The organism is Sphingomonas donggukensis, from assembly GCF_023674425.1.
Classification (GTDB): domain Bacteria; phylum Pseudomonadota; class Alphaproteobacteria; order Sphingomonadales; family Sphingomonadaceae; genus Sphingomonas; species Sphingomonas donggukensis.
In genome coordinates, this window is the sequence record NZ_CP098401.1 from 1,245,666 (window position 1) to 1,266,167 (window position 20,502).

At 68.5% G+C, this 20,502-nt stretch carries 19 protein-coding genes; 7 read left to right on the top strand and 12 right to left on the bottom strand.

The genetic code is table 11. The features are described from left to right. Positions 1–59: 59 nt before the first annotated feature. The 4 genes from M9980_RS06095 to M9980_RS06110 all read left to right on the top strand — a co-directional run bounded on the left by M9980_RS06095 (position 60) and on the right by M9980_RS06110 (position 3,301). Entirely contained in the window at positions 60–1,289 is a 1,230-nt protein-coding gene (locus M9980_RS06095; RefSeq protein WP_250754445.1) for a type III PLP-dependent enzyme, read from the top strand. A gap of 133 nt (positions 1,290–1,422) precedes the next feature. Beyond that, on the top strand, positions 1,423–2,502 hold the full coding sequence (locus M9980_RS06100; protein WP_250754446.1) for a 1,9-bis(guanidino)-5-aza-nonane synthase: 1,080 nt from the start codon (positions 1,423–1,425) through the stop codon (positions 2,500–2,502). Positions 2,503–2,679: 177 nt separating this feature from the next. Further along, entirely contained in the window at positions 2,680–3,123 is a 444-nt protein-coding gene (locus tag M9980_RS06105) for an MAPEG family protein (protein ID WP_250754448.1), read from the top strand. Beyond that, positions 3,116–3,301: a hypothetical protein gene (locus M9980_RS06110; protein ID WP_250754450.1), complete on the top strand. Its 186-nt coding sequence runs from the start codon at positions 3,116–3,118 to the stop codon at positions 3,299–3,301. Before M9980_RS06105 ends, M9980_RS06110 begins: the two co-directional genes overlap by 8 nt. Positions 3,302–3,439: 138 nt before the next feature. On the opposite strand, the gene M9980_RS06115 is transcribed toward M9980_RS06110, so the two are convergent. The 12 genes from M9980_RS06115 to M9980_RS06170 all read right to left on the bottom strand — a co-directional run bounded on the left by M9980_RS06115 (position 3,440) and on the right by M9980_RS06170 (position 18,614). Then, entirely contained in the window at positions 3,440–5,320 is a 1,881-nt protein-coding gene (locus M9980_RS06115; RefSeq protein WP_250754452.1) for an XrtA/PEP-CTERM system amidotransferase, read from the bottom strand. Beyond that, entirely contained in the window at positions 5,321–6,850 is a 1,530-nt protein-coding gene (xrtA, locus tag M9980_RS06120; protein ID WP_250754454.1) for an exosortase A, read from the bottom strand. Continuing rightward, complete coding sequence (locus M9980_RS06125; protein ID WP_250754456.1) at positions 6,847–8,112, bottom strand: TIGR03087 family PEP-CTERM/XrtA system glycosyltransferase; 1,266 nt, start codon at positions 8,110–8,112, stop codon at positions 6,847–6,849. Before M9980_RS06125 ends, xrtA begins: the two co-directional genes overlap by 4 nt. Continuing rightward, positions 8,112–9,179, bottom strand: coding sequence for a FemAB family XrtA/PEP-CTERM system-associated protein (locus tag M9980_RS06130; RefSeq protein ID WP_250754458.1), 1,068 nt, complete (start codon positions 9,177–9,179; stop codon positions 8,112–8,114). The genes M9980_RS06125 and M9980_RS06130 overlap by 1 nt, the downstream gene beginning before the upstream one ends. Then, a complete protein-coding gene (locus M9980_RS06135; RefSeq protein ID WP_250754460.1) occupies positions 9,176–10,009 on the bottom strand; it encodes an XrtA system polysaccharide deacetylase in 834 nt (277 codons plus the stop codon). Before M9980_RS06135 ends, M9980_RS06130 begins: the two co-directional genes overlap by 4 nt. Before the next feature lie 4 nt (positions 10,010–10,013). Next, a complete protein-coding gene (locus M9980_RS06140; protein WP_250754797.1) occupies positions 10,014–11,066 on the bottom strand; it encodes an ExeA family protein in 1,053 nt (350 codons plus the stop codon). A gap of 46 nt (positions 11,067–11,112) precedes the next feature. Further along, the gene (locus tag M9980_RS06145; RefSeq protein WP_250754462.1) at positions 11,113–12,717 is read right to left on the bottom strand and encodes a hypothetical protein; all 1,605 of its coding nucleotides are present in this window, start codon (positions 12,715–12,717) and stop codon (positions 11,113–11,115) included. Further along, positions 12,714–13,628 carry an AAA family ATPase gene (locus M9980_RS06150; protein WP_250754464.1) on the bottom strand — a complete coding sequence of 305 codons (915 nt, stop codon included), beginning with the start codon at positions 13,626–13,628 and terminating at the stop codon, positions 12,714–12,716. The genes M9980_RS06145 and M9980_RS06150 overlap by 4 nt, the downstream gene beginning before the upstream one ends. Before the next feature lie 8 nt (positions 13,629–13,636). Continuing rightward, complete coding sequence (locus tag M9980_RS06155) at positions 13,637–15,184, bottom strand: XrtA system polysaccharide chain length determinant (protein ID WP_250754466.1); 1,548 nt, start codon at positions 15,182–15,184, stop codon at positions 13,637–13,639. A gap of 2 nt (positions 15,185–15,186) precedes the next feature. Continuing rightward, entirely contained in the window at positions 15,187–15,762 is a 576-nt protein-coding gene (locus tag M9980_RS06160; RefSeq protein ID WP_250754798.1) for an XrtA/PEP-CTERM system exopolysaccharide export protein, read from the bottom strand. A 168-nt stretch (positions 15,763–15,930) separates the two neighbouring features. Next, on the bottom strand, positions 15,931–17,130 hold the full coding sequence (locus M9980_RS06165; RefSeq protein WP_250754468.1) for a pyridoxal-dependent decarboxylase, exosortase A system-associated: 1,200 nt from the start codon (positions 17,128–17,130) through the stop codon (positions 15,931–15,933). Continuing rightward, positions 17,127–18,614 carry an AMP-binding protein gene (locus M9980_RS06170; RefSeq protein ID WP_250754470.1) on the bottom strand — a complete coding sequence of 496 codons (1,488 nt, stop codon included), beginning with the start codon at positions 18,612–18,614 and terminating at the stop codon, positions 17,127–17,129. Before M9980_RS06170 ends, M9980_RS06165 begins: the two co-directional genes overlap by 4 nt. A gap of 91 nt (positions 18,615–18,705) precedes the next feature. Here M9980_RS06170 and M9980_RS06175 point away from each other — a divergent pair, with 91 nt between their 5' ends. From M9980_RS06175 to M9980_RS06185, 3 genes are read left to right on the top strand one after another with little or no spacing between them, the layout of a single operon-like run. Beyond that, positions 18,706–18,978: a phosphopantetheine-binding protein gene (locus tag M9980_RS06175; RefSeq protein WP_250754471.1), complete on the top strand. Its 273-nt coding sequence runs from the start codon at positions 18,706–18,708 to the stop codon at positions 18,976–18,978. Then, on the top strand, positions 18,975–19,688 hold the full coding sequence (locus M9980_RS06180; protein WP_250754473.1) for an alpha/beta hydrolase family protein: 714 nt from the start codon (positions 18,975–18,977) through the stop codon (positions 19,686–19,688). The genes M9980_RS06175 and M9980_RS06180 overlap by 4 nt, the downstream gene beginning before the upstream one ends. Next, the gene (locus tag M9980_RS06185) at positions 19,676–20,497 is read left to right on the top strand and encodes a hydrolase 1, exosortase A system-associated (protein WP_250754475.1); all 822 of its coding nucleotides are present in this window, start codon (positions 19,676–19,678) and stop codon (positions 20,495–20,497) included. The genes M9980_RS06180 and M9980_RS06185 overlap by 13 nt, the downstream gene beginning before the upstream one ends. Positions 20,498–20,502: the final 5 nt, after the last annotated feature.

The window sequence follows — 20,502 nt, forward strand, 5'->3', positions numbered from 1 at the left end:
GCAGTGATTTTCGTAGCTGAAGACCGGGGGCGTGCCCCTGGCACTGGAGGTCCCTTGAATTGCACAACGATCATCGAGCGCTGGGGCTAGCTGTCCCCTCGACGGCCGACAACGCCGTCGCAATCGCCAAGGGCGCACCGGTCCAGCCGGTGACGCTCGTTCGTCCGCACGCCGCTGCGCGCGCCGCCCGCTTCTTCGTGGAGAAGTTTCCGGGCCGGTCGATGTATGCGGTGAAGGCGAACCCGAGCCCGGACCTGCTCCACATCCTGTGGGACAGCGGTATCACGCATTACGACGTCGCGTCGCTGGGTGAAGTGCGGCTGGTGGCGCGCGAGCTGCCGGAGGCGACCCTGTGCTTCATGCACCCGGTCAAGGCCGAGGAAGCGATCCACCAGGCGTATTTCGAACACGGCGTGCGCACCTTCAGCCTCGATTCGCTCGAGGAGCTGGAGAAGATCGTCCGCGCGACGACGTGGAACGGCGTGGCCGCCGCGGACCTGACGCTGTGCGTTCGCATCCGCGTGTCGTCGGACCTGTCGAAGCTGTCGCTCGCGTCCAAGTTCGGGGTGATGCCCGACGAGGCCAAAGCGCTGCTGTTCGCGGCACGCCAGGCGGCCGACGCGCTCGGCATCTGTTTCCACGTCGGTAGCCAGGCGATGTCGCCCGACGCCTATGCGCAGGCTATGGAGCGGGTGCGCGCAGCCATCGTCGAGGCGGCGGTGACGGTCGATGTGATCGACGTCGGTGGCGGCTTCCCATCCGTCTATCCCGGCATGGAGCCGCAGGCGCTGGAGCGGTATTTCGAGACGATCCACCGCGCGTTCGAATCGCTGCCGGTCAGCTATTCGTCGGAACTGTGGTGCGAACCCGGCCGCGCGTTGTGCGCCGAATATTCGTCGCTGATCGTGCGCGTCGAGAAGCGTCGCGGCGACGAACTGTTCATCAACGACGGCGCCTATGGCGCGCTGTTCGACGCCGCGCACATCGGCTGGCGCTTTCCCGTCCGCCTGCTGCGCGAGCCGGACAGCCGCGCGAAGGACATGGCCTTCAGCTTCTACGGCCCGACGTGCGACGACCTCGACCACATGACCGGGCCGTTCCTGCTGCCCGCAGACGTCCAGGCCGGCGACTATATCGAGGTCGGGATGCTCGGCGCCTATGGCTGCGCGATGCGGACGACGTTCAACGGCTTCGGATCGGACCAGACGGTGATCGTTACCGACGAACCGATGGCGTCGCTGTACGTTGCCGCAGACGAGCGGGTCGCGTCGAACGTCGTCACGCTGTAACAGGTTTCAGCTTCACGCCGCTCTTCCCCCCTCCCGCTTGCGGGAGGGGTCGGGGGAGGGCTTGTTCCTATCCGGAGTGGCGACACGCCCTCCCCTAGCCCCTCCCGCAAGCGGGAGGGGAACGGAGATCGAAATGACCGATACCCTGACCAAGACCGCCGCGGCGAACCCGCCGATCAACGACACCCGCAAGGCGGAACTGCTGTCGAAGCAGGTCAAGCACATCGACATCACGTCGTTCGACGCGCGGCCGATCGTCGATGCGATGGCGGACATGAGCTTCACCAGCCGCGACCTCGGCCGTGCGACCAAGATCTACAACGAGATGCTGGCCGACAAGGACTGCACCGTCTGCCTGGTGATTGCCGGATCGACCAGCGCGGGCGGCTGCATGGACCTGTATGCCGAGCTGGTGCGCAACAACATGGTCGACGTGATCGTCGCGACCGGCGCGACCATCGTCGACATGGATTTCTTCGAAGGGCTTGGCCACAAGCATTATCAGGCGCTGGAGATCCCGGACGACGACACGCTGCGCTCGCTCTACATCGACCGCATCTACGACACCTACATCGACGAGGAAGCGCTTCAGAACGTCGACCATACCATCTTCGAGATCGCCGAGACGCTGGAGGCCAAGCCCTATTCGAGCCGCGCGTTCATCCGCGAGATGGGCAAGTACCTCGTCGAGCACGGCAAGAAGGACAACAGCCTGGTCAAGCTCGCCTACGAGCATGACGTGCCGATCTTCTGCCCGGCGTTCGTGGACTCGTCCGCAGGCTTCGGCCTGGTCAAGCACCAGGTCGACCGTGCCAAGGCCGGCCAGCCGTACATGGTGCTCGACGCCATCGCCGACTTCCGCGAGCTGACCGAGATCAAGATCCAGGCAGGCACCACCGGCCTGCTGATGATCGGCGGCGGCGTGCCCAAGAACTTCATCCAGGACACCGTCGTCTGCGCCGAAATCCTGGGTCACGAGGACGTCGCGGTTCACAAGTATGCGGTGCAGATCACCGTCGCCGACGTCCGCGACGGGGCGTGCTCGTCCTCGACGCTGCAGGAGGCGGCGTCGTGGGGCAAGGTGAACACCGGGATCGAGCAGATGGTGTTCGCCGAGGCCGGGTCGGTCATGCCGCTGCTGGCGAGCGATGCCTATCATCGCGGGCACTGGAAGGACCGGGCGAAGCGGAAGTGGGCGTCGATTTTCGGCTGAGCCCAACCGACAGTCACTCCGTGCTCCCGCGTAGGCGGGAGCCCAGAGTTACAGGGGCCGCCGATTGTTGCCCAGGGCTCCCGCCTGCGCGGGAGCACACTGAATTTGCAATCGCGCGATTGCCCTCGACTACCGAATGATGCAGCCTCCCCCGCGCAATCGGGGGAGGTTTTTTTCATGGGTCGTGACATCTTGCAGCCGGTGGTCGTGCTGATCGCGTGGACGCTGGTGATGCTGGTGTGGATGGTCGTCACGCGGCTGCCCGCGATGAAGGCGGCGGGAATCGACATCACGAAGGTGCGCGGGAGCAAGCCGGGGCAGCTCGACGCTATCCTGCCGCCCGAGAAGCAGTGGGTTGCCCACAACTACATGCACCTGCTCGAACAGCCGACGATCTTCTACGCGGTCGCGCTGGTGATCGCGATGACGGGGACCGGCGACGGCTTCAACGCGTGGCTGGCGTGGGGCTATGTCGGCCTGCGGATCGCGCACAGCCTGGTGCAGGCGACCTTCAACAAGGTATCGGTGCGCTTCATGCTGTTCGCGCTGTCGACCCTTTGCCTGTTCGCGCTGACGCTCCATGCGGCGATGGCCGTGTTCGGGTGGCACATGCATGGCTAAGGGCGAAGGGTTCGAGCGGCACAAGCAGCCGTGGCGGCAGGACGAGGTTCAGAAGCTGCACACGCTGGCCAAGAAGGGCATGGCGCTGAAGGCGATCGCCAAGGCGCTGACGCGTAGCGAGGAATCGGTGAAGGCGCGGGCGAAGGAGGATGGGCTGAGCATCGCGAAGCTGCATTGAGCCCGACCACATATACCGTTCGTCTCGAGTAGCCTTCGAGCTTGTCGAGAAGGCGTATCGAGAGATCGGTCGCGGAGAATTTCTCGATACGGCGTCTCGACAAGCTCGACGACTACTCGAAACGAACGGGTTGGAAGATTACCCGAACACCCGCGCCACGCTGCGCTCCAGCATCAGCAGCTGCCACAGCTTCCGGCCATGTTCCGCCCGCCCACTCCGGTGGTCGTCGGCGAGCCGCTCGATCGCGCGCAGGTCGAACCAGGTGGCGAGCACCGGCGACTTCGCCAGCGCCGCCGCTTGGCCCGCCAGGGGGCCGCGGAACCACGCGCTGATGGGCGTCACGAACCCCATCTTGCGGCGGTAGAGCACGTCCTTGGGCAACCACGGCTCCAGCGCCTTCTTCATCAGCCACTTGCCCTGCCCGCCGCGAATGCGCAGCGACGGCGGCAGGGTCGCGGCGAATTCGAGCAGGCGGTGGTCGAGTAGCGGCTCGCGCGCCTCAAGGCTGACGGCCATGCTGGTGCGGTCGACCTTGGTCAGGATGTCGCCCGGCAGATAATGGTGGAGATCGGCATATTGCGCCGCGTCGAGGCCGGTGCGCGCCGGGGCGTCGCGCATCGTCGCGATCATTGCGTCCTCCCCCCGATGCCCGCCAAGCGCCCGGCGGAAGGGGTCGGCGTAGAGCGCGTCGCGGGTCGCGGGCGTCGTCACTCCGACCGCGCGAGCGTAGGCGGTGGCGCCATCGTCGGCGAGCGCCAGCAGCGTCGATTTGGCGCGGAACACCTGCGGCGCCCAGTCGGCCTTCGGATAGGCGCCGCCCAGCGCCCCGAAGACGCGCGCGCGGAGATGTTCGGGGAGCAGACCGCGCACCCGCTCCTCCGCGGCGTGGAATTTGTAGCGACGGTAACCCGCGAACGCCTCGTCCGCGCCGTCGCCCGACAGCGCCACCGTCACATCCTCGCGGGCGAGTTCGCACACCCGGTACATGCCGATCGCGGAGGCATCGGCGAACGGCTCGTCGAAGGCGCCGACCAGCGTGTCGATCAGCGCGAAATCGTCGGCGGCGACGATGCGTTCGCGGTGGTCGGTGGCGAAGCGCGCGGCGACGGCGCGGGCGTAAGCGCTTTCGTCATGGCTTGCTTCGTTGAAACCGATGCTCATCGTCCGCACCGCGCGCGGGCTGGCCTCGGCCATCAACGCAACTACTGCGGAGCTGTCGACCCCGCCCGAAAGGAAGGCGCCGAGCGGCACGTCGGCGACCATGCGCGCGCGGACGGCGGTACGCAGGCGATCGGCGAGTTCGGCGGACAGGTCTCTCGTCGATCCCTTTGCACGGATCGAGAAGTCGATATTCCACCAGCGCCGCGGGTCGGGCATTGTCCGCCCGCGCTGGAGCGTGAGCAGGCTCCCCGCGGGCAGCTTGCGCACGCCCGCCACGATGCAGGCGTGGTCGGGGACATAACCTAGCGCCATGAAATCCTCGATCGCGCGCGGATCGATCTCGCGGCGGAGCAGCGGGTGCGCGAGCAGCCCCTTCAATTCCGATGAAAACGCGACGCCGCCGTCGGACAGCTCGACATAATGGAGCGGCTTCACCCCCAGCCGGTCGCGGACCAGCGTCAGGCTCTGCGCATCGGCATCGTGGATGGCGAAGGCGAACATGCCGACGAGGCGATCGAGCAAGCGCGGCCCCCACGCGCGCCAACCGTGGAGCAGTACCTCGGTATCGCCAGCCGTCGTGAACCTCGCGCCGAGCGCCTCCAGTTCGGTGCGCAATTCGGCGAAATTATAGACTTCGCCGTTGTACACGATGGTCAGCGGCCCGGCCTGCATCGGCTGCGGCGATCCGGCGACGTCGATGATCGACAGGCGGCGATGGCCGAGCCCCACTCCCGCGGCGGTCCATACGCCGGCGCCGTCGGGGCCGCGGTGGGCCTGAACGTCGGTCATCAGGGCGATGCGCGCAGGGTCCACCGGCTTGGGAGTGGCGGGGTAGAAAACGCCCGCGATGCCGCACATCTATCGCCCCGCGGCGATGCGGTCGGCGAGGGTATCGACGGGCCCGGCGGCGGCCAGGAACGCGGCGATCGCGGCGCGCGGGGCCGGCCCCTCCCCGCCCTCCGCCGATAGGTGCAGCGCGACGCCGCGTTGCGGACCACCGATCAGCTTGGCCTTCAGGGTCTCGATCTTCACGCGTCGCTCACTCGCCGTTGTGGTTCCGGCGATGCGATACCAAGTCGCGACCTCGCGTTCTACCGGCCCCGGCGCCACGATGCGCTCGACCCGACCGCCCGCGATGCTCGGTTCGTCCATCACCTTCACCCAGCGGTCGTTCTCGCGCAGCAGACCCTGGCCGAAGCCGACGAGCTCATGCCCCTCGCGCTGGCCGGCATAGACCGCGACGGCGAGATCGACGACGTGCCCCTGCGCATCGGCGTAGCGGCCGTTGAGGACGTGGTCGGCGGTCGGATACCAGGGAGCCCACGGCGCGCGGGTGGAGACTTCGACGCGGGTCCAGCCGGGCACATCGGGCAGCTCGAGCTGAGCCGGTAGCGCATCGCTGCGGGCGACGAGCAGTGCGCCGACCGCATAGGCGAGCACCGCGATGGCGATGATCGCGCCGGTCACCGCCGAGCGATCCGCGGGCGCGGGCGGCGTCTGCAAACGCGTCGTATCGACCCAAGCCGCGTCAGGATCGCGATCGAACCAGCGCCATCCGATCGCGAGCACCGCCGCCATCACCAGCCCGAAAAAGACCCAGCCATAGACGATGTGATCGAACCCCGTCGCCGCCTCGACCGAGGTCAGGTGTGCGGCATAGATGGTGCCGGACGCGCGCAGGCCGTTGGCGATCACCGGTACGACCAGCGCCATCGCGACGAACGCGGCGCGGCGACCCCAGGACACGTAGCAGACGTTCGCGACCAGCGCGCCGTACGCCACCATCGCGATGACGAACTTCGCCCCCGAACACGCCTCCGCCACCTCGAAATAGCCATTGGGGATCGTGATGAGCACGCCGTCGACGGTCGCGGGCACGCCGAACAGGTGGAGCAGCGGCATCGTCATCGCCGTCGTGACGTCCTGCAGCGGTCCTTCCAGAAACTCGCCAAACGGCACCAGGAAGACGAGATAGGCGAGCGGAAACAGGATCGCGCGGGTGACGTTGGGACCGAGGATGGCCGCCACGGCCCCTTGCAGCATCAGGACGAGCCCGAGGTGCCGGGCAAAGGCGACTCCGGCGATGTCGCCCAGGAACCAGCCGCCGGCGCCCGCCACCACCAACGCCAGCCCCGGCCACCATGCTGCGGGCATCACCTGCGCCAGGTCGCCGCGCCGCTGCCACACCAGCCACGCGATCACCGGCAGCACGAACAGGCAATGGCCAAAGGTGGTCGAGTTCCAGTAGATGAAGGCGAGGTCGGCGACGTCGCGGTGGAAGATGGTGAGCAGCGCCCCCCATGCGAAGACGAGCAGCGCGAGCGGGCGCTGCCACGTCGTGGAGAGTGGTTGCGCTGTAAACGCAGCGGGCGATGCGTGAACGGTCACCTGCGCCTCCCCACACCGTTCGCACTGAGCGTGTCGAAGTGCGTGTCCGGGGCATGTGCTTCGACAGGCTCAGCACGAACGGGGTTGGGTTGTAGGCCGAGCAGCGCATCGAGCGGTTGCAGGCGCGCCTCCCAACCATAGCGGCGTTGGACCTGCGCGCGGGCGGCTTGACCGAGCAGGTCGCCGGCCACGCGATCGTCGAGCAAGGCAATTACTTCGCGCGCGATTTCGTTTGCGTCGGCGCCGGTGCGCAACGTGCCGGCGTGGTCGATCCCCTCCGCCGCGGGAGTCGAGGCGACGACCGGGCGCGCCATCGCCATCGCCTCCAGCACCTTGTTCTGGATACCGCGCGCGATGCGTAAGGGGGCGACGACCGCGGCGGCTGCGGCGATCCAGCCGCGGACCTCGGCGACTTCGCCGGTGACGATCACGTGCTCTCCGGCCAGCGCCTGCACCGCCGGGGTCGGCGCGCGTCCGACGATGGCGAAGCGGGCGTCCGGATGGCGGGCGCGAACGATCGGGAGAATGTCGGTCGCGAACCACGTCACCGCAGCGACGTTGGGCTGGTAATCCATCTGCCCCGTGAACACGATCAGCGGGCCGTCCGCTTCTACGCTTGCGAAGTCGGCGGCGGGGTCGAACAACTCGGTATCGATACCGTTCTCGATCACCGAAACGCGCCCGCCCCCGCCGATTTCGGCGAATAGCGCGGCCTCGGCATCGCTGACGAACAGTGACGCATCGGCGCGGCGTGCGATGGCGCGGTCGAAGGCCAGCAGGCGGCGCTCTTCGCGCGCGCAGAGCCAGCGTTTGGGCCCCCGCGCCTCACGGGCATATTCGCCGAACTTCGCCGAATCGACATCGCAGAAATCCATGACCACCCGCGCCTTCGTATGCGTGGGGAGGTATTGGGCGAGCGCGCTGGAGAAGACGTGGATCGCGTCGATCGGCTGGGTCGCCAGCACCCGCGAGACCGCGGCGCGCAGGGCCGGATGGTCAAACGCGGCGACCGACACCGCCCGGCCGGTCGCCAGCGCCTCGATGGCGGCACGGGCGTTCGACTTGGTGCGCGGCACGATCGTGTGGCTGGCGGTCAGCGCGTCGAGCGCGGTGTGATCGACGGGCTCGTCACCGTCCGAGAACGCGACCAGGTGTACGCGCGCCCGCGCGCCGATGTAGCGCAGGAAATTATACGCCCGGATACGGTCGCCGCGGTCGGGCGGGAACGGCGTGCGGTGCGCCAGGAACAGCGCGTCGCCCATCAGCCGAGGCCACGCGACAAATACGGCCCGACCAGGTTCGCGATGGGCAACGGCAGCCGCTTCCACGCCGCGATCTTGCGGGCATAGCGCGGGTCGAGGGGGTTGACCGTGCGCGGCGCTGCGCCGTCGGCGGTGCGGACATGGTAGGCGAGCGGCTCGCCCGAGAACCCCCAGTTGCGTTTGAACGCAGCGGCACCGGTGCCGGCCTTCGATCGGCCGAAGTCAAAGCGGGTGCAACTCTTAGCGCGCGCGTGGTTCATCAGCGCGAAGTACATCGCGTCGTTGGCGCGCAGCGGGCGCGCCGCCGCGTTGCCCCCACCCCAATAGGGGTAAACGGTCCCGCGCCAGTAGAGGCTCAACACACTCGCGACCGGGCGGCCATCGTGGCGCACGGTCAGTATGTCGGCGGCGTCCCCGAATGCATCGAGCACCGCCGCGAACAGCGAGCGGGGGAAGACCGGGGTGCCGAGGTTGCGAACCGATTCGGCATAGACCGCATAATGCGCCGCGCGATCGGCGGGCGCAGTGCCGGTGGTGATGGTCAGCCCGGTGTCGAACGACTTGCGAACCTCTGCGCGTTGCTTCCGCGGGATCGCGGCGAGCTGCGCGGCGTCGTCGGCGGCGAGCGGGGCGACGAAGCCCAAATAGGTCGCGGTGTCGGTGTGAAAAGCGTCGGACGGGCTGTCGCCGCCGCGCAATTCCAGCGAGGTTGCGCCCTCCTGCCCGGCAATCCGCCATGCCGCGTCCGCCAGCGTGCGGGAGACGTCGGCGTCATCGGCGAGCACCCCGCCATCGACCCCGAACCCGGCGGATACCAGCGCGCAGCCGAATAGCCGCGACCGCACCAGCGTCAGCGGGAGGACGCCGGCGATCTGCCCATCGCCGCGCTCCGCCACCAGATAGCGGTTCGCCTGCCCGCAGCCCTTCGCCACCGCCAGCGACCATATGAGCAGGTGGAACGGCGTGCCCCCGGAATGCCCCGCGACATAGGCGGCGATGCGCGCGGCATCGCCCTGCGCATCGGCGGCGCGGATCGCGACCGGGCGGGTCAGCAGCGGCGCGTTCATGCGAGCTTCGCCGCGGCGACTACGGCATCGACGCGGCCCCACTCGTGACGACGCACCAGCCGCTCGAGCTTGCCGGCCATCGCGCCCAGTCGGGCATAATGGCGCAGGCGCGACTTCAGCGGCGCGTTCCGCACCCGCGGCTGGCCGGGATCGACCTCCCACGGGTGGAAATAGAACACCGCCGGCGCGCCCCGCGCATTCGCCGCGCGCACCGCGCCGTCGGTCAGCCGCCCCGGCAGCAGGCGGAAGAAGCCACCGCCCGCGGTCACTTCCTTCCCAAGCACCGCCATCGTCGTGATCGGCAACTCGATCAGCGGCGCGTCGGGTAGCGGGCGATGCGCGGTGCGCGGCGCGTCGACCCAGCCATAATGGTCGTGCGTGATCGGCGCGACGCTGGAGGAATAGGTATAGCCGTCCTCGGCCAAAATCGGGTGTGCCCACGGCGTGCGGGTATCGATCGAGAAGCTGGGTGCGCGATAGCCGGTAACGGCGACGCCACCCGCATCCTCCAGCGCGGCGCGCGCACGGGCGAGGTCGGCGCGGAACTGATCGGGCGTGAAGGTGAAGACACGCTGATGATCCCAGCCATGGCTCGCGAGCTCATGCCCCTCGGCCACGATGCGGCGGATCAGAGCGGGATGGCGATGCGCGACCCAGCCGAGCGTGAAGAACGTGCCCTTCACCCCCGCCGCGGCGAACAGGTCGAGCACCGCGCCGGTATTGGCGGCCACGCGGCTTTCGAGCGTATCCCAATCGGCGCGATCGATCGTGCGCTCGAACGCGCCGACCTGAAACCATTCCTCGATATCGACCGACAGCGCATTCAGCATGGGGCTAGCCCGCCGTCTGGCGCAACTCGGCGGAGTCGGCCTGCGGACCGCTGCCCTCGACCCAGTCGACCAGCAACGTCAGGACGCGGCGTAGCGCCACGTCCTGATCCTCCAGCCGCCGCTCGATCGCGGCAAGTCGCTCGTCCGACAGGCCAGCGAGGTCGGTGACATCGGGCAGGTCGATCGCCGTGGCGCCATCGACCAGGAACGGGCGCGCGACCCGCTCGGGGGTGGCAGCCGCCGGCTTGGTATCGCGCTGCATGTCGGCGATCACCGCGGCGACGTCGTCGGCCCCGAACACGTCGATCCCGTCGAGCGCGCCGTGCAGCATCAACCGCGCGGTCAGCTGATTGATCCGGCGCGGGATGCCCCCCGACCAGGCATAGATCGCCGCAACCGCATCGGCATCGAAATCGGGGCGGCCGGTCCAGCCGACGACGCTCAGGCGGTGCGCGAGATACGGGTCGACTTCCTCGACCTCCATCGGCCCCAGATGATGGAGCGCGATGACCCGCTGGCGCAGCTGCTCCAGACCGTCCTCATGCAGGCGGTCGCGGAACTCGGGCTGGCCGAGCAGGAAGATCTGGAGCAGCGCATAGCCGCCGGCCTGGAAATTGGAGAGCATGCGCAACTCCTCCAGGCTGTCGGTCGGCAGCGCCTGCACCTCGTCGACGATCAGCAGCGTGCGGCGCCCGCCGCGCGCGACGGCATGCAGGCCCTTTTCGATCGCGGTCAGCATCGCCGATTTCGACAGGCCGGCGGCATCGACGTTCAGCCCGGCACACACGGTGCGCAGCAGGTCGTCGGCGGCGATCTGGCTCGACACGACCTTGATGACGTTCAGGCGCGCCGGGTCGATCGTCGCGGTCAGATGGCCGACGAGCGTCGTCTTGCCCGCGCCGATATCGCCGGTGATGACGATGAAGCCCTCGCCCTGGCTGAGCCCGTAGCCGAGGTACGCCATCGCCTTCTTGTGGGTGGCGGTGTCGAACCAGAAACGCGGGTCGGGCGTCAGCTGGAATGGGCGCCCGGTCAGCCCGTAATGTTCGTCGTACATCGTCACTCGCTCCACCGGGCGTCGCGCGCCCGCGTATCGATCATCGTCAGAAGGAATAGCGCATGCCGACCAGGCCCTGCGCCGACACGTCGCTGCCGACAAATTCCTGGTCGTAGCCGAATACCCCCAGCGACGCGGTCGCGCCCAGGCGCCCGAAGCTGTAGGAATAGGAGGTATTGGCGCCAGCGGCGAGCACGTCGGACCCGTTGAGGATGCCGCTGTCGAAATAGTTGAGATAGGCATTGGCCGACAGCGTCGATCGCTGGCCGAGCGTGCGCGAGGCGAAGGCCTGCGCGTAGTAGATCTCGTCGGTGACGTTCACCAGCGGCGTGCCGATCGCGAGTGTGGGCAGCAGGTAGCGCCGGTTCGAATAACCGCCGCCGAAGCCCAAAGTGTACGGCCCCATCGCGGTGGTGAACACGCCATCGACGCCCCGCGCCCGGTAGTTGGCGGTGGTGACGCCGCCGAGAGAGGAATTAAGGCATGCGCCGCGATTCGTCCCCTCGCCGGTCGCGAAGATGCAGCCGCCGAACTGATTGCCGAAGGGATCGTTCGACGCGGCGAAGCTGGTCGGCAGCCGCGACAGCGCGTCGTTCAGCCCGCGCCCGAAGCTGGTCACGCTATCATAGACCCCGATCTGGAGCCCCGAGCGCGACGACGTCTGGTAGCTGAGCGAGCCGAGGTAGGTCATGCTGTCGTAGCGGCGACCGACACGTCCTGTCAGCGTCGTGCGCGACGACGGGCGCCAGATCACCCCGGCGTCGTAGAACAGCCCGTCGAAGTCGTAGGCGATTCGCCGTGGCGAGGCCGGGTCGGTCACGAAACGACCGTTGTTGTCGATCACCGGCGCACCGCTGGCGTCGACCGCGGGATCGCGCTGGCTGATCTCGATATTCTCGTATCCGACACCCGCGGTGACGGCGAGCGTGGGGCTCACCGGTTGCACCGCATCGAAGCGCGCGAATTTGCCGTCGTACCGCTGGTCGAGCTGGCTCGTTCCCTCGCGCACCCAGCCGCCCGACAGCGTCATGCCGAACGGGGCGTAGGTTCCCGCGCGCGTGCCGAGCGAGGCGGTCGCCATGTGGACGGTCGAGTCGTCGAAATTGTCGAGCCGCGGCTGGCCCGGCAGGAACGCGGGCAGGCTCGGTTCCTCGACCTTGGTATAGCCGAAGCGATAGGCGGCGTTCAGCGTCGCCTCGCCGACATGGGTCGCGAGCGTCGGGCCGAGATAGGCGGCATAGACTTGGCTGAGGTTCGACGGGTTGCCGGCAAAGCTGCCCGGCGCTGCGCCCCGCAAATCTGTGCGCGCCAGCGTCGCGAGCGCCCCGCTCTCGAAATTCAGGCCGTAGCCGAGCTTCACCGCGGCGCGGGCAAGACCCGAATGGATGTCGCCATCCTCGACGCGGTCGCCCCAGCCCTCACGGTGCTCGAAGCGGTAGTTGACCTGCACCTCGACGCGCGCGGTCTGGACGGAAGCGTCCACGCCGGCAGCGATGCTGGTGTACGTCAGGACGTCGCTCGGCCCGTCCAGGTCGGCGGTCAGCACCTGTCCGACCTCGATATAGGGAGTGACCTGCTTGCGGCGCTGCGCGTCGGCGGGCGCCGCGGCGACCACGGCGGCGGTGCCGATCATCAGGACAAGGCGGTTCATGCCACGGACTCCTGGCCGTAATAGTCGCCGAAGCGCGGACCGCCCGGCTGGAAGGCGACGGCGTTGAGAACGAGCTGCACATGCTCGCACCCGTCGAGCAGGGCGACCGACTCGCGCAGGTCGCTTTCGCTGGTGCGATCGGCGCGAACCACCAGCATCACCTGTCCGACGTTGGCGGCGAGTTCGGCGGCGGGCGACGCGGCCAGCGCGGGCGGCGAATCGAAGATCACGATGCGGCGCGGGTTGGCGCTGACCAGCCGGTGCAGCACGGCGCGCGCGCGGTCGCTGGCGAGCAGCTCGGTATCGCCGTTCATGCGGGTGCCGGCGGGGAGCAGCGCCAGTTGCGGCACGTCTGTGTCGGCGATGCACGTCTCGACATCGAGGGTGGGGTCGGCAAGCGCGTCGAGCAGGCCGGGGCCACCGTCTGCGACGACGCCGAGCGTCGGCAGCACGTCGGGCTTGGCGAAATCGGCATCGACCAGCAGCACTTCGACATCACGTTCGGCAGCGAGCGAGAGCGCGAGGTTGACGGCGCACCACGTCTTGCCGTCGCCCGGTCGGGCCGAGCACACCAGGATCGCACGCGCCTTGTCGGCGTCCTCGACCTTGCGGGACGTCTGGAGCAGCTGGCGCTTCACCAATCGGAATTGTTCGGCGAGCGCCGTGACCGCAGTGCCGGGCACGATCATGCCGCGCTCCTGCAATGCCGCACGATCGACGACCGCGGCCGGGCGGTCGTGCTTGACCGGCGCGACCGCGCGCAGCGGCGTGCCGCCGGGGTAGCCGCTGTCGAAAGCCGGGGCCGCCGCATAGGGCTGCCGCGCCGCGAAGGCGTCGGGTTGAAGGTCGTAGAGCGCAGCGGCGCGCTCGATCAGCGTGCCGGTCATGCGCCGGGGTGTGACGTCGTTCATAGCTTCCCTCACGCCACCATGCCGCGCTGGACGAATTCCAGGCCGATCAGCAGAACCCACGCGGCGCCCAGGGCACCCGCTCCACTTGCAAACATCCGCAGCTGGCGACGGCGCAGCGCCGTCTGCGCCGCGGTTACGACTTCGCCGATCGCGCCGATCACCGGCATGCCGCTCGCGCGCTCCAGTCGGGTCGCGGTCGGGAAGGTCGTGCGCAGCTGGCCGAGCGCCCATGCCGCGCCGACGCCGCCGCACAGGCCGACGATCAGCACGCCGGTCAGGAACAGCGGACGATTGGGTGCGATCGGCGCACGCGGGCTGGTCGGCGGGTCGATCACGCTGAACTTGACCGCATCGGTCTGGGTCTGAACCTGATTCTGCAGCGCGACCTGCTCGCGGTCGGCCAGCAGCTTGCTATACTGGTCCTTCAGCACCGCATAGTCGCGGTCGATCGCGCTCTGCTCGGCGGCCGCGCCGGGCGACTGGGCGACGCGGGCGTCGAACGTCGACAGGTCTGCCGTGATCTGCGCCTTGCGCTGCTGGAGCGCGGCCACCTGCGACGCCTTGTCGGCGCGCATCGCCTGAAGCGAGAGGTATAGCGGATTGGGCGATCCGCCCGTGCCGCCGCCGACGTTCACCGGCTCGCCACGTGCGGCGGACTGGGCTGCGGCCAGCTGCGCCTTCAGCGCGATCACGTCGGGATGGCTGTCGGTCCAGCCGCGGCCGCGGGCCTCGGCCAGCTGGCCCTGGATCGCGGCGACGCGGGCGCGGGCCGGGCCTGCGGTCGCGGTGCCGCCGACGCCGGCCACCGACGCGCTGGTCCCCGCCATCTGGCTGGTGACCGCGGCGAGACTCGACTGGGCGGCGGCGAGATCGCTGTCGATCTGCGCCAGCTGAGAGCGGGTGGTGGACATGCGATCGTCGAGACTGCCGGTGCCGGGCAGCGAGCCCAGGAACCGCGCCTGGAATTCGGCGCGCTTGGCCTCGGCATCCTGCAACTGCGTCTGGCGCGCAGCCAGCTGCTGGTCGAGGAACTGGAGCGACTGCGACGTCTGGTCGCGGTTGTTCGACAAATTGTCCTCGACGAAGATGTCGATCAGCTTCTGCACGACCTGCCGCGCCAGCTTCGCGTTGGCGGCGTCGGACGCGCCGGCATTGGCGATGGTCGCCGAAATCTCGAACAGATTGTCCTGCGCTGCGGTGATCTTGATCGCCTTCTGCAGGCTTGCGACCCGGTCGGCGACATCGCGATCGGTCGCGACCGTCTGGGCGATATCGGTGCCGCGCACGACCTTCTGGAGGTTCACCGACGAGGTCAGCGTCTGGCGGATGCGATCGATGTCGCGCGTCTGCTCCGCCTGGGTCACGCCGCTGCCGGTCGGCAGGACGGTACGGAGCTGCACGAACACGCGGGCGTGCGATTCATACTGGTTGGGGATCTGGGACACGACCAGCCACCCCGCAAGGCAGATGCCCCACGCGACCGCCAGCGCCACCCAGCGCCTGATCCACACCGCATGCAGCGCGGCGCGAAGCTCATCGAAGACCGTGCTGCCCATCGTCAGAACATGCTTTCCGGGATGATGATGACGTCGCCCGGCTCCAGCCGGACGTTGGCCGCGGCGTCACCGTCCTTCAGCAGCTTGCCGATGCGGACGCCGTATTCCTTCTGCTTGCCGGTTTCGCGGTCGAAGCGGACCAGCCGCGCCTTGTTGCCCGCCGCGAATTCGCTGAGGCCGCCGACCGCGATCATCGCGTCGAGCAGCGTCATGTTGGCGCGGTAGGGGATCGAGGCCGGTTTCTCGGTCGCGCCGACGATGCGGACCTGCTGGCTGTAGGTGCCGCTGAAATTCTCGACGATGACCGAGACGATCGGATCCTTGATATATTCGCCCAGCGCCAGCTTCAGGTCGTCGGCCAGCATCGCCGGCGTCTTCCCCACCGCGGGCATGTCGTTGATGAGCGGCGTGGTGATACGGCCGTCGGGGCGCACCTGCACCTTGGCCGACAGCTCGGGATTGCGCCAGACGAAGACCTGGAGCTGGTCGAGCGGGCCGATCACATATTGCTCGCCGGGACCTTCCTTTTGCGTGACGAAGGATGCGGAGGGCAGCTCGGGCCGTGCGCCCCCGCCCATGCAGCCGGTCAGCAGCGCAGCGAGCGCGCCGGAGGTGAGGAAGGACTTGGCAAATCGGCCCGAACGCATCGCGAAATCTCCGTCTGCGCGTGACGGCCCGCGGCGCAAGACTGCCACGGACCCCACGCAGGACAGCGCCAGCTATGGGTCGGACAGGTAAAGATAGCGTTAGGCGAGGATTTCGGGCGGCTTCGGGTGGCCGAGGAAGTCGTGCGGGCTGGCGGTGAGGCCGTAGGCGCCCGCCAGGAAGACCGCGACGACATCGCCGACATCGGCGCGGGGAAAGGCAATGCGGTCCGCCAGGCGATCGAGCGGGGTGCAGAGCGGGCCGACGATCGACACCGTCTCGGTGGCCGCGCCGCCGACGTCGCGGGCGAGCGCGACGGGATAGTTGCGGCGGACCACGGTGCCGAAATTGCCGCTGGCGGCGAGCTGGTGGTGCAGCCCGCCGTCGAGGACGAGGAATATCTCGCCCCCGCTCTCCTTCCGATCGACGATGCGCGCCAGATAGACGCCGCATTCGGCCACCAGCCAGCGCCCGAGTTCGATGGCATAGCGAGTGCCGGGGTGCAGCCATCGCCCGAGCGCCGCGCCGATCGCGGCCACGTCGACGGGCGTGTCGCCCGCGAAATAGGGTACGCCGAAGCCGCCGCCGATGTTGACCAGCGGCGGCTGGGCGCCCGCCTGCTCGGCAAGCTCCGCCGCCAGCGCGACGGTCGCCGCCTGCGTCTCGATGATCGCCTGCGTATCCAGCGCCTGCGACCCGGCAAAGATGTGAAAGCCGCACCAGTCGGCGCCGCTCGCGATGATCTGGCGTACCAGCGCCGGGACGCGCGCAGCATCGACGCCGAACGGCGCCGGACGCCCGCCCATCTTCATGCCGCTGCCCTTCAGCTCGAAGCTTGGATTGACCCGCACCGCCAACCGCGGCGCGATGCCCAGCCGGTCGCCGATGGCGAGCGCACGCGTCGCCTCGCCTTCCGACTCGACGTTGATCGTCGCGCCCAGCGCGATCGCCGCTTCCAGTTCCGCATCGCGCTTGCCCGGCCCGGCGAAGCTGATCGCCGACGCTGGCTTTACCGCCACCGCCTTCGCGAGTTCGCCTGCGGACGCCACATCGAGGCCGTCGACCAGCGGCGCGATCGCCGCCAGCAGCGGCGGGAAGGGATTGGCCTTGATCGCGAAATGGATGTCGAGCCCCGCCGGCATCGCCGCGCGCAGCGTCGCGATGCGGGTCGCGACGATAGCGGGATCGTACACGAACACCGGGCTGCCATGCGCGGCCACCCAATCCTCGGCGCTCCGACCGGCGATCGTCAGCGCGCCCGGCGCGGCGAATTCGGGCGGGATCGGGCCGATCGGCTTCACGACTGTACCTCGGCCTTCAGCGCGGTGCGATCGAGCTTGCCGTTCGCATTGCGTGGCAAATCTGACCTCCAAATATATTGCGAAGGCTGCATAAAGCTTGGCAGCTCGCGCCGCAGCCTTGCCCGCAGCGCATCCTCGCCGCTGCCGTCCCCGCGCGCCACGACGACGATCGCCTGCCCCAGCCGCTCGTCGGGCACGCCGAACGCCGCCGCCTCCGCGACTTCTCCGCCGCCCAGCACCGCGTCCTCGATCTCGGTCGGGCTGATGCGGTTGCCGGCGGCCTTTATCATCTCGTCGTCACGCCCGACGAAGCGGAGCAGACCGTCGGCCCCCTCGACCACCGTGTCGCCGGACCAGACCGCGGTGCCGCCGCTCTTCGACCAGGCGGGCGCGGGGCGAAACCGCTCGGCGGTGCGCGCGGCGTCCTGCCAATAGCCCGCGGCGACCAGCGGCCCGGCGTGGACCAGTTCGCCCGGCTCCCCCGTCCTCGCCCGCTCACCGTCACCGCGCACCACCATCACCTCCGCAAAGGGTATCGCGCGCCCGATCGCATCGGGATGGTCGTCGACCAGTTCGGGCGCGAGGAAGGTCGATCGGAATGCCTCGGTAAGTCCGTACATCGGGTAAAGATCGGCCTCTGCAAACCGCGTGCGCAGCGCCCGCACCAGTCGCGGCGTCAGCGCACCGCCCGAGTTGGTCAGCCGCCGGAGCTTTCCCGCCGCCTCGCCCCAGTCGGCCTCCAGCAGCTGCACCCAAAGCGGCGGCACTCCGGCGATCGTGGTGACGTCATGCCGCCCCACCGCCTTCACCACGTCACGCGCGGTCAGGTAATCGAGCGGGATCACCCGACCGCCCGCGGCCCACGTCGAGAAGAGCTGGTTCTGCCCATAATCGAAGCTGAGCGGCAGCACGCCGAGCACGCGGTCGTCGGGCGCGAGCTTCAGATAATGCGCGACGCTGACCGCACCAAGCCAGAGGTTGGCGTGCGTCAGCATCACGCCCTTGGGCCGCCCGGTCGACCCCGACGTGTAGAGGATCGCGGCGAGATCGTCGGTTGCGGCGGACGACGGCGGCAGGGCAACGCCCGCCCCCGCCCCATCATGGACCGCCACGCCCGCCGGCACATCGCCGGCCTCCAGGCTGGCGGTGCGGCTCGCCTGGCTGACGAGCGCGGCGGCGCCGCTGTCGGCGAGGATATGGGCGACCTGCGCGCGCTTCAGCACCGGATTGATCGGCACGTGGATCAGCCCGGCGCGCGGCGCGGCGAGTGGCAGCAGGCAGGCGTCGCGCATCTTGGGCAGCCAGCTGGCGACGCGACTGCCCGGCGGCAGGCCAAGGCTCGCCAGCCACCCCGCCATACGCGCGACTGCATCCTCGGCGGCGTGGTAGGTGAGCGTCCCGGCGCGATCCTCCAGCGCCACGGCGTCGCCCGCCCCGCGCAGGACATGGTCGATCGGACGAGGGACGGGATCGAGCGCCACCATGCGGCCCACGTGGCGCGAACCGCCCGCCCTTGGCAAGCGGCCTCCCGCAAACTATCGCCCGCCCGAGGACATAACAGGGGCTTGCTGCGACGTGTTGCCAGACGGTGCGCCGGAAATCATCGAGACGGTGCGCGCGGTGCTGCGCGACGTGCTGGGCGTCAGCGCGGAGCGCGCTGCGCAGTTCCGCGAGGACACGCCGCTGTTCGGCGCGTTGCCCGAACTCGATTCGATGGCGGTTGCGGGCGTGCTGACCGAGATGGAGGATCGCCTCGGCATCCTGATCGACGACGACGACATCGACGGCGACACGCTGGAGACGTTCGGCGCTCTGACCGGATTCGCCATGCGCAAGGCGCTTGGGTGATCGACCATTACGACTGGTCCGGCGGGCGTGAGGCGATGATCCGCCTCGGCCCCGACGACGGCCCGGTCGTGATCGTCGCGCTGCCGCTGTTCGAAGAAGCCAACCGCACCCGCACCTTCGCCGTCACGATCATGCGCGCGCTGGCGCAGCGCGGCGTGGCGAGCGTGCTGCCCGACCTGCCGGGCACCGGCGAGAGCCTGGTCGCGACAGAGGATGCGACGCTTCTCATGATGCGGGAAGCGCATGAAGGCCTGGTGCTGCATTTTGACGCGTCTGGTCGTCAGACCTACGCCGTTGGCTTGCGAAGTGGAGCGCTTATCGACGCATTCTCTCTGATGTTTGGTCGCTGGCACCTGTCGCCGCAATCAGGCGGCGACCTCCTACGCGAGTTGGTGCGAATGAAGAATGCTGAAGTCGGACGCGCCGAGCGGTACGACGTCCACACCATCATCGGTGCTGAGGGCGATCCCATAATAATCGCCGGCAATCGCATTTCCAGCGCGATGCTGGCTGACATCTCGGGCGCGTCGCCTTTTGATCACGCTGAAATCCCGCGTCGCGTGCTCCGCATGGACAGCGATGCCCGGCCAGCCGACCGAAAGATTAACGGCGCACCGCTCTGGCGTCGCGCGGAGCCGGACAATGATCCGGCGCTAGCGGAAACGCTCGCCGATGATATTGCAGCTTGGGTGCGGTCATGCGCCGGCTGATTGAGTTTGCTTCAAAGGGAAACCGCCTTGTTGGCACGCTGGATGTGCCAGACGGCGGGAAGCCTCGCGTTGGCGTGCTGATAGTGTCGGGCGGGAATGAGATTAGAATCGGCGCACATCGCGGGATGGCAGCTTTGGCCCACTACCTGGCAGCGAACGGCGTCGCGGCATTTCGTTTCGATCGTAGCGGGATCGGCGACGCCAGCGGCGAAAACGCCGGATTCCTTGGCAGCAAACACGATATCTTCAATGCGTCGCTTGTTTTCGGCAATGAAACCGAGACCGAAACAATTCTCGGCTTCGGCAATTGCGACGCGGCGAGTGCGCTGGCGTTGTTTCATGCCGAGGCCGGGATCGACGCGCTGTTGCTGTCGAATCCGTGGACCGGCGGCACCGAAGACACCCTCCCCGCTGCTGCGGCGATCAAGGCGCGCTATGCCGAGCGCCTCCGCGATCCGCGCGAATGGCTGCGACTTGCCAAGGGCGGCGTCAATATCGCGAAAGTTTTCGGTGGCTTGGCGAAGATTGCCAAGAGCCGGTCGGAAGATCGCTACCTCGTAGATCGAATGGCTGCGGCGCTTGCCAACTCGAACATCCCGGCGACGATCCTGTTGGCCGAGCGCGACAATACCGCGATCGCCTTTCGGGATGCCTGGGCGAAATGCCGCGGCGCACCGACGCTGCCGATCCGCACGATCGCGTCGGACAGCCACAGCTATGCGAGCGCGGCGGACAAGGATTGGCTATTCGAGCAGGTGCTAGCGGCAGCGAAGAGTATGGATGGCGGTCCTGGGGAGGCCAAAGACTAGGGCTT

Bases quoted from the DNA above. Each gene is read 5' to 3' on its own strand.
- M9980_RS06100 (WP_250754446.1), top strand. From the start codon at position 1,423: ATGACCGATACCCTGACCAAGACCGCCGCGGCGAACCCGCCGATCAAC.
- M9980_RS06105 (WP_250754448.1), top strand. From the start codon at position 2,680: ATGGGTCGTGACATCTTGCAGCCGGTGGTCGTGCTGATCGCGTGGACG.
- M9980_RS06110 (WP_250754450.1), top strand. From the start codon at position 3,116: ATGGCTAAGGGCGAAGGGTTCGAGCGGCACAAGCAGCCGTGGCGGCAG.
- M9980_RS06115 (WP_250754452.1), bottom strand. From the start codon at position 5,320: ATGTGCGGCATCGCGGGCGTTTTCTACCCCGCCACTCCCAAGCCGGTG.
- M9980_RS06125 (WP_250754456.1), bottom strand. From the start codon at position 8,112: ATGGGCGACGCGCTGTTCCTGGCGCACCGCACGCCGTTCCCGCCCGAC.
- M9980_RS06130 (WP_250754458.1), bottom strand. From the start codon at position 9,179: ATGAACGCGCCGCTGCTGACCCGCCCGGTCGCGATCCGCGCCGCCGAT.
- M9980_RS06135 (WP_250754460.1), bottom strand. From the start codon at position 10,009: ATGCTGAATGCGCTGTCGGTCGATATCGAGGAATGGTTTCAGGTCGGC.
- M9980_RS06140 (WP_250754797.1), bottom strand. From the start codon at position 11,066: ATGTACGACGAACATTACGGGCTGACCGGGCGCCCATTCCAGCTGACG.
- M9980_RS06145 (WP_250754462.1), bottom strand. From the start codon at position 12,717: ATGAACCGCCTTGTCCTGATGATCGGCACCGCCGCCGTGGTCGCCGCG.
- M9980_RS06150 (WP_250754464.1), bottom strand. From the start codon at position 13,628: ATGAACGACGTCACACCCCGGCGCATGACCGGCACGCTGATCGAGCGC.
- M9980_RS06155 (WP_250754466.1), bottom strand. From the start codon at position 15,184: ATGGGCAGCACGGTCTTCGATGAGCTTCGCGCCGCGCTGCATGCGGTG.
- M9980_RS06160 (WP_250754798.1), bottom strand. From the start codon at position 15,762: ATGGGCGGGGGCGCACGGCCCGAGCTGCCCTCCGCATCCTTCGTCACG.
- M9980_RS06170 (WP_250754470.1), bottom strand. From the start codon at position 18,614: ATGGTGGCGCTCGATCCCGTCCCTCGTCCGATCGACCATGTCCTGCGC.
- M9980_RS06185 (WP_250754475.1), top strand. From the start codon at position 19,676: ATGCGCCGGCTGATTGAGTTTGCTTCAAAGGGAAACCGCCTTGTTGGC.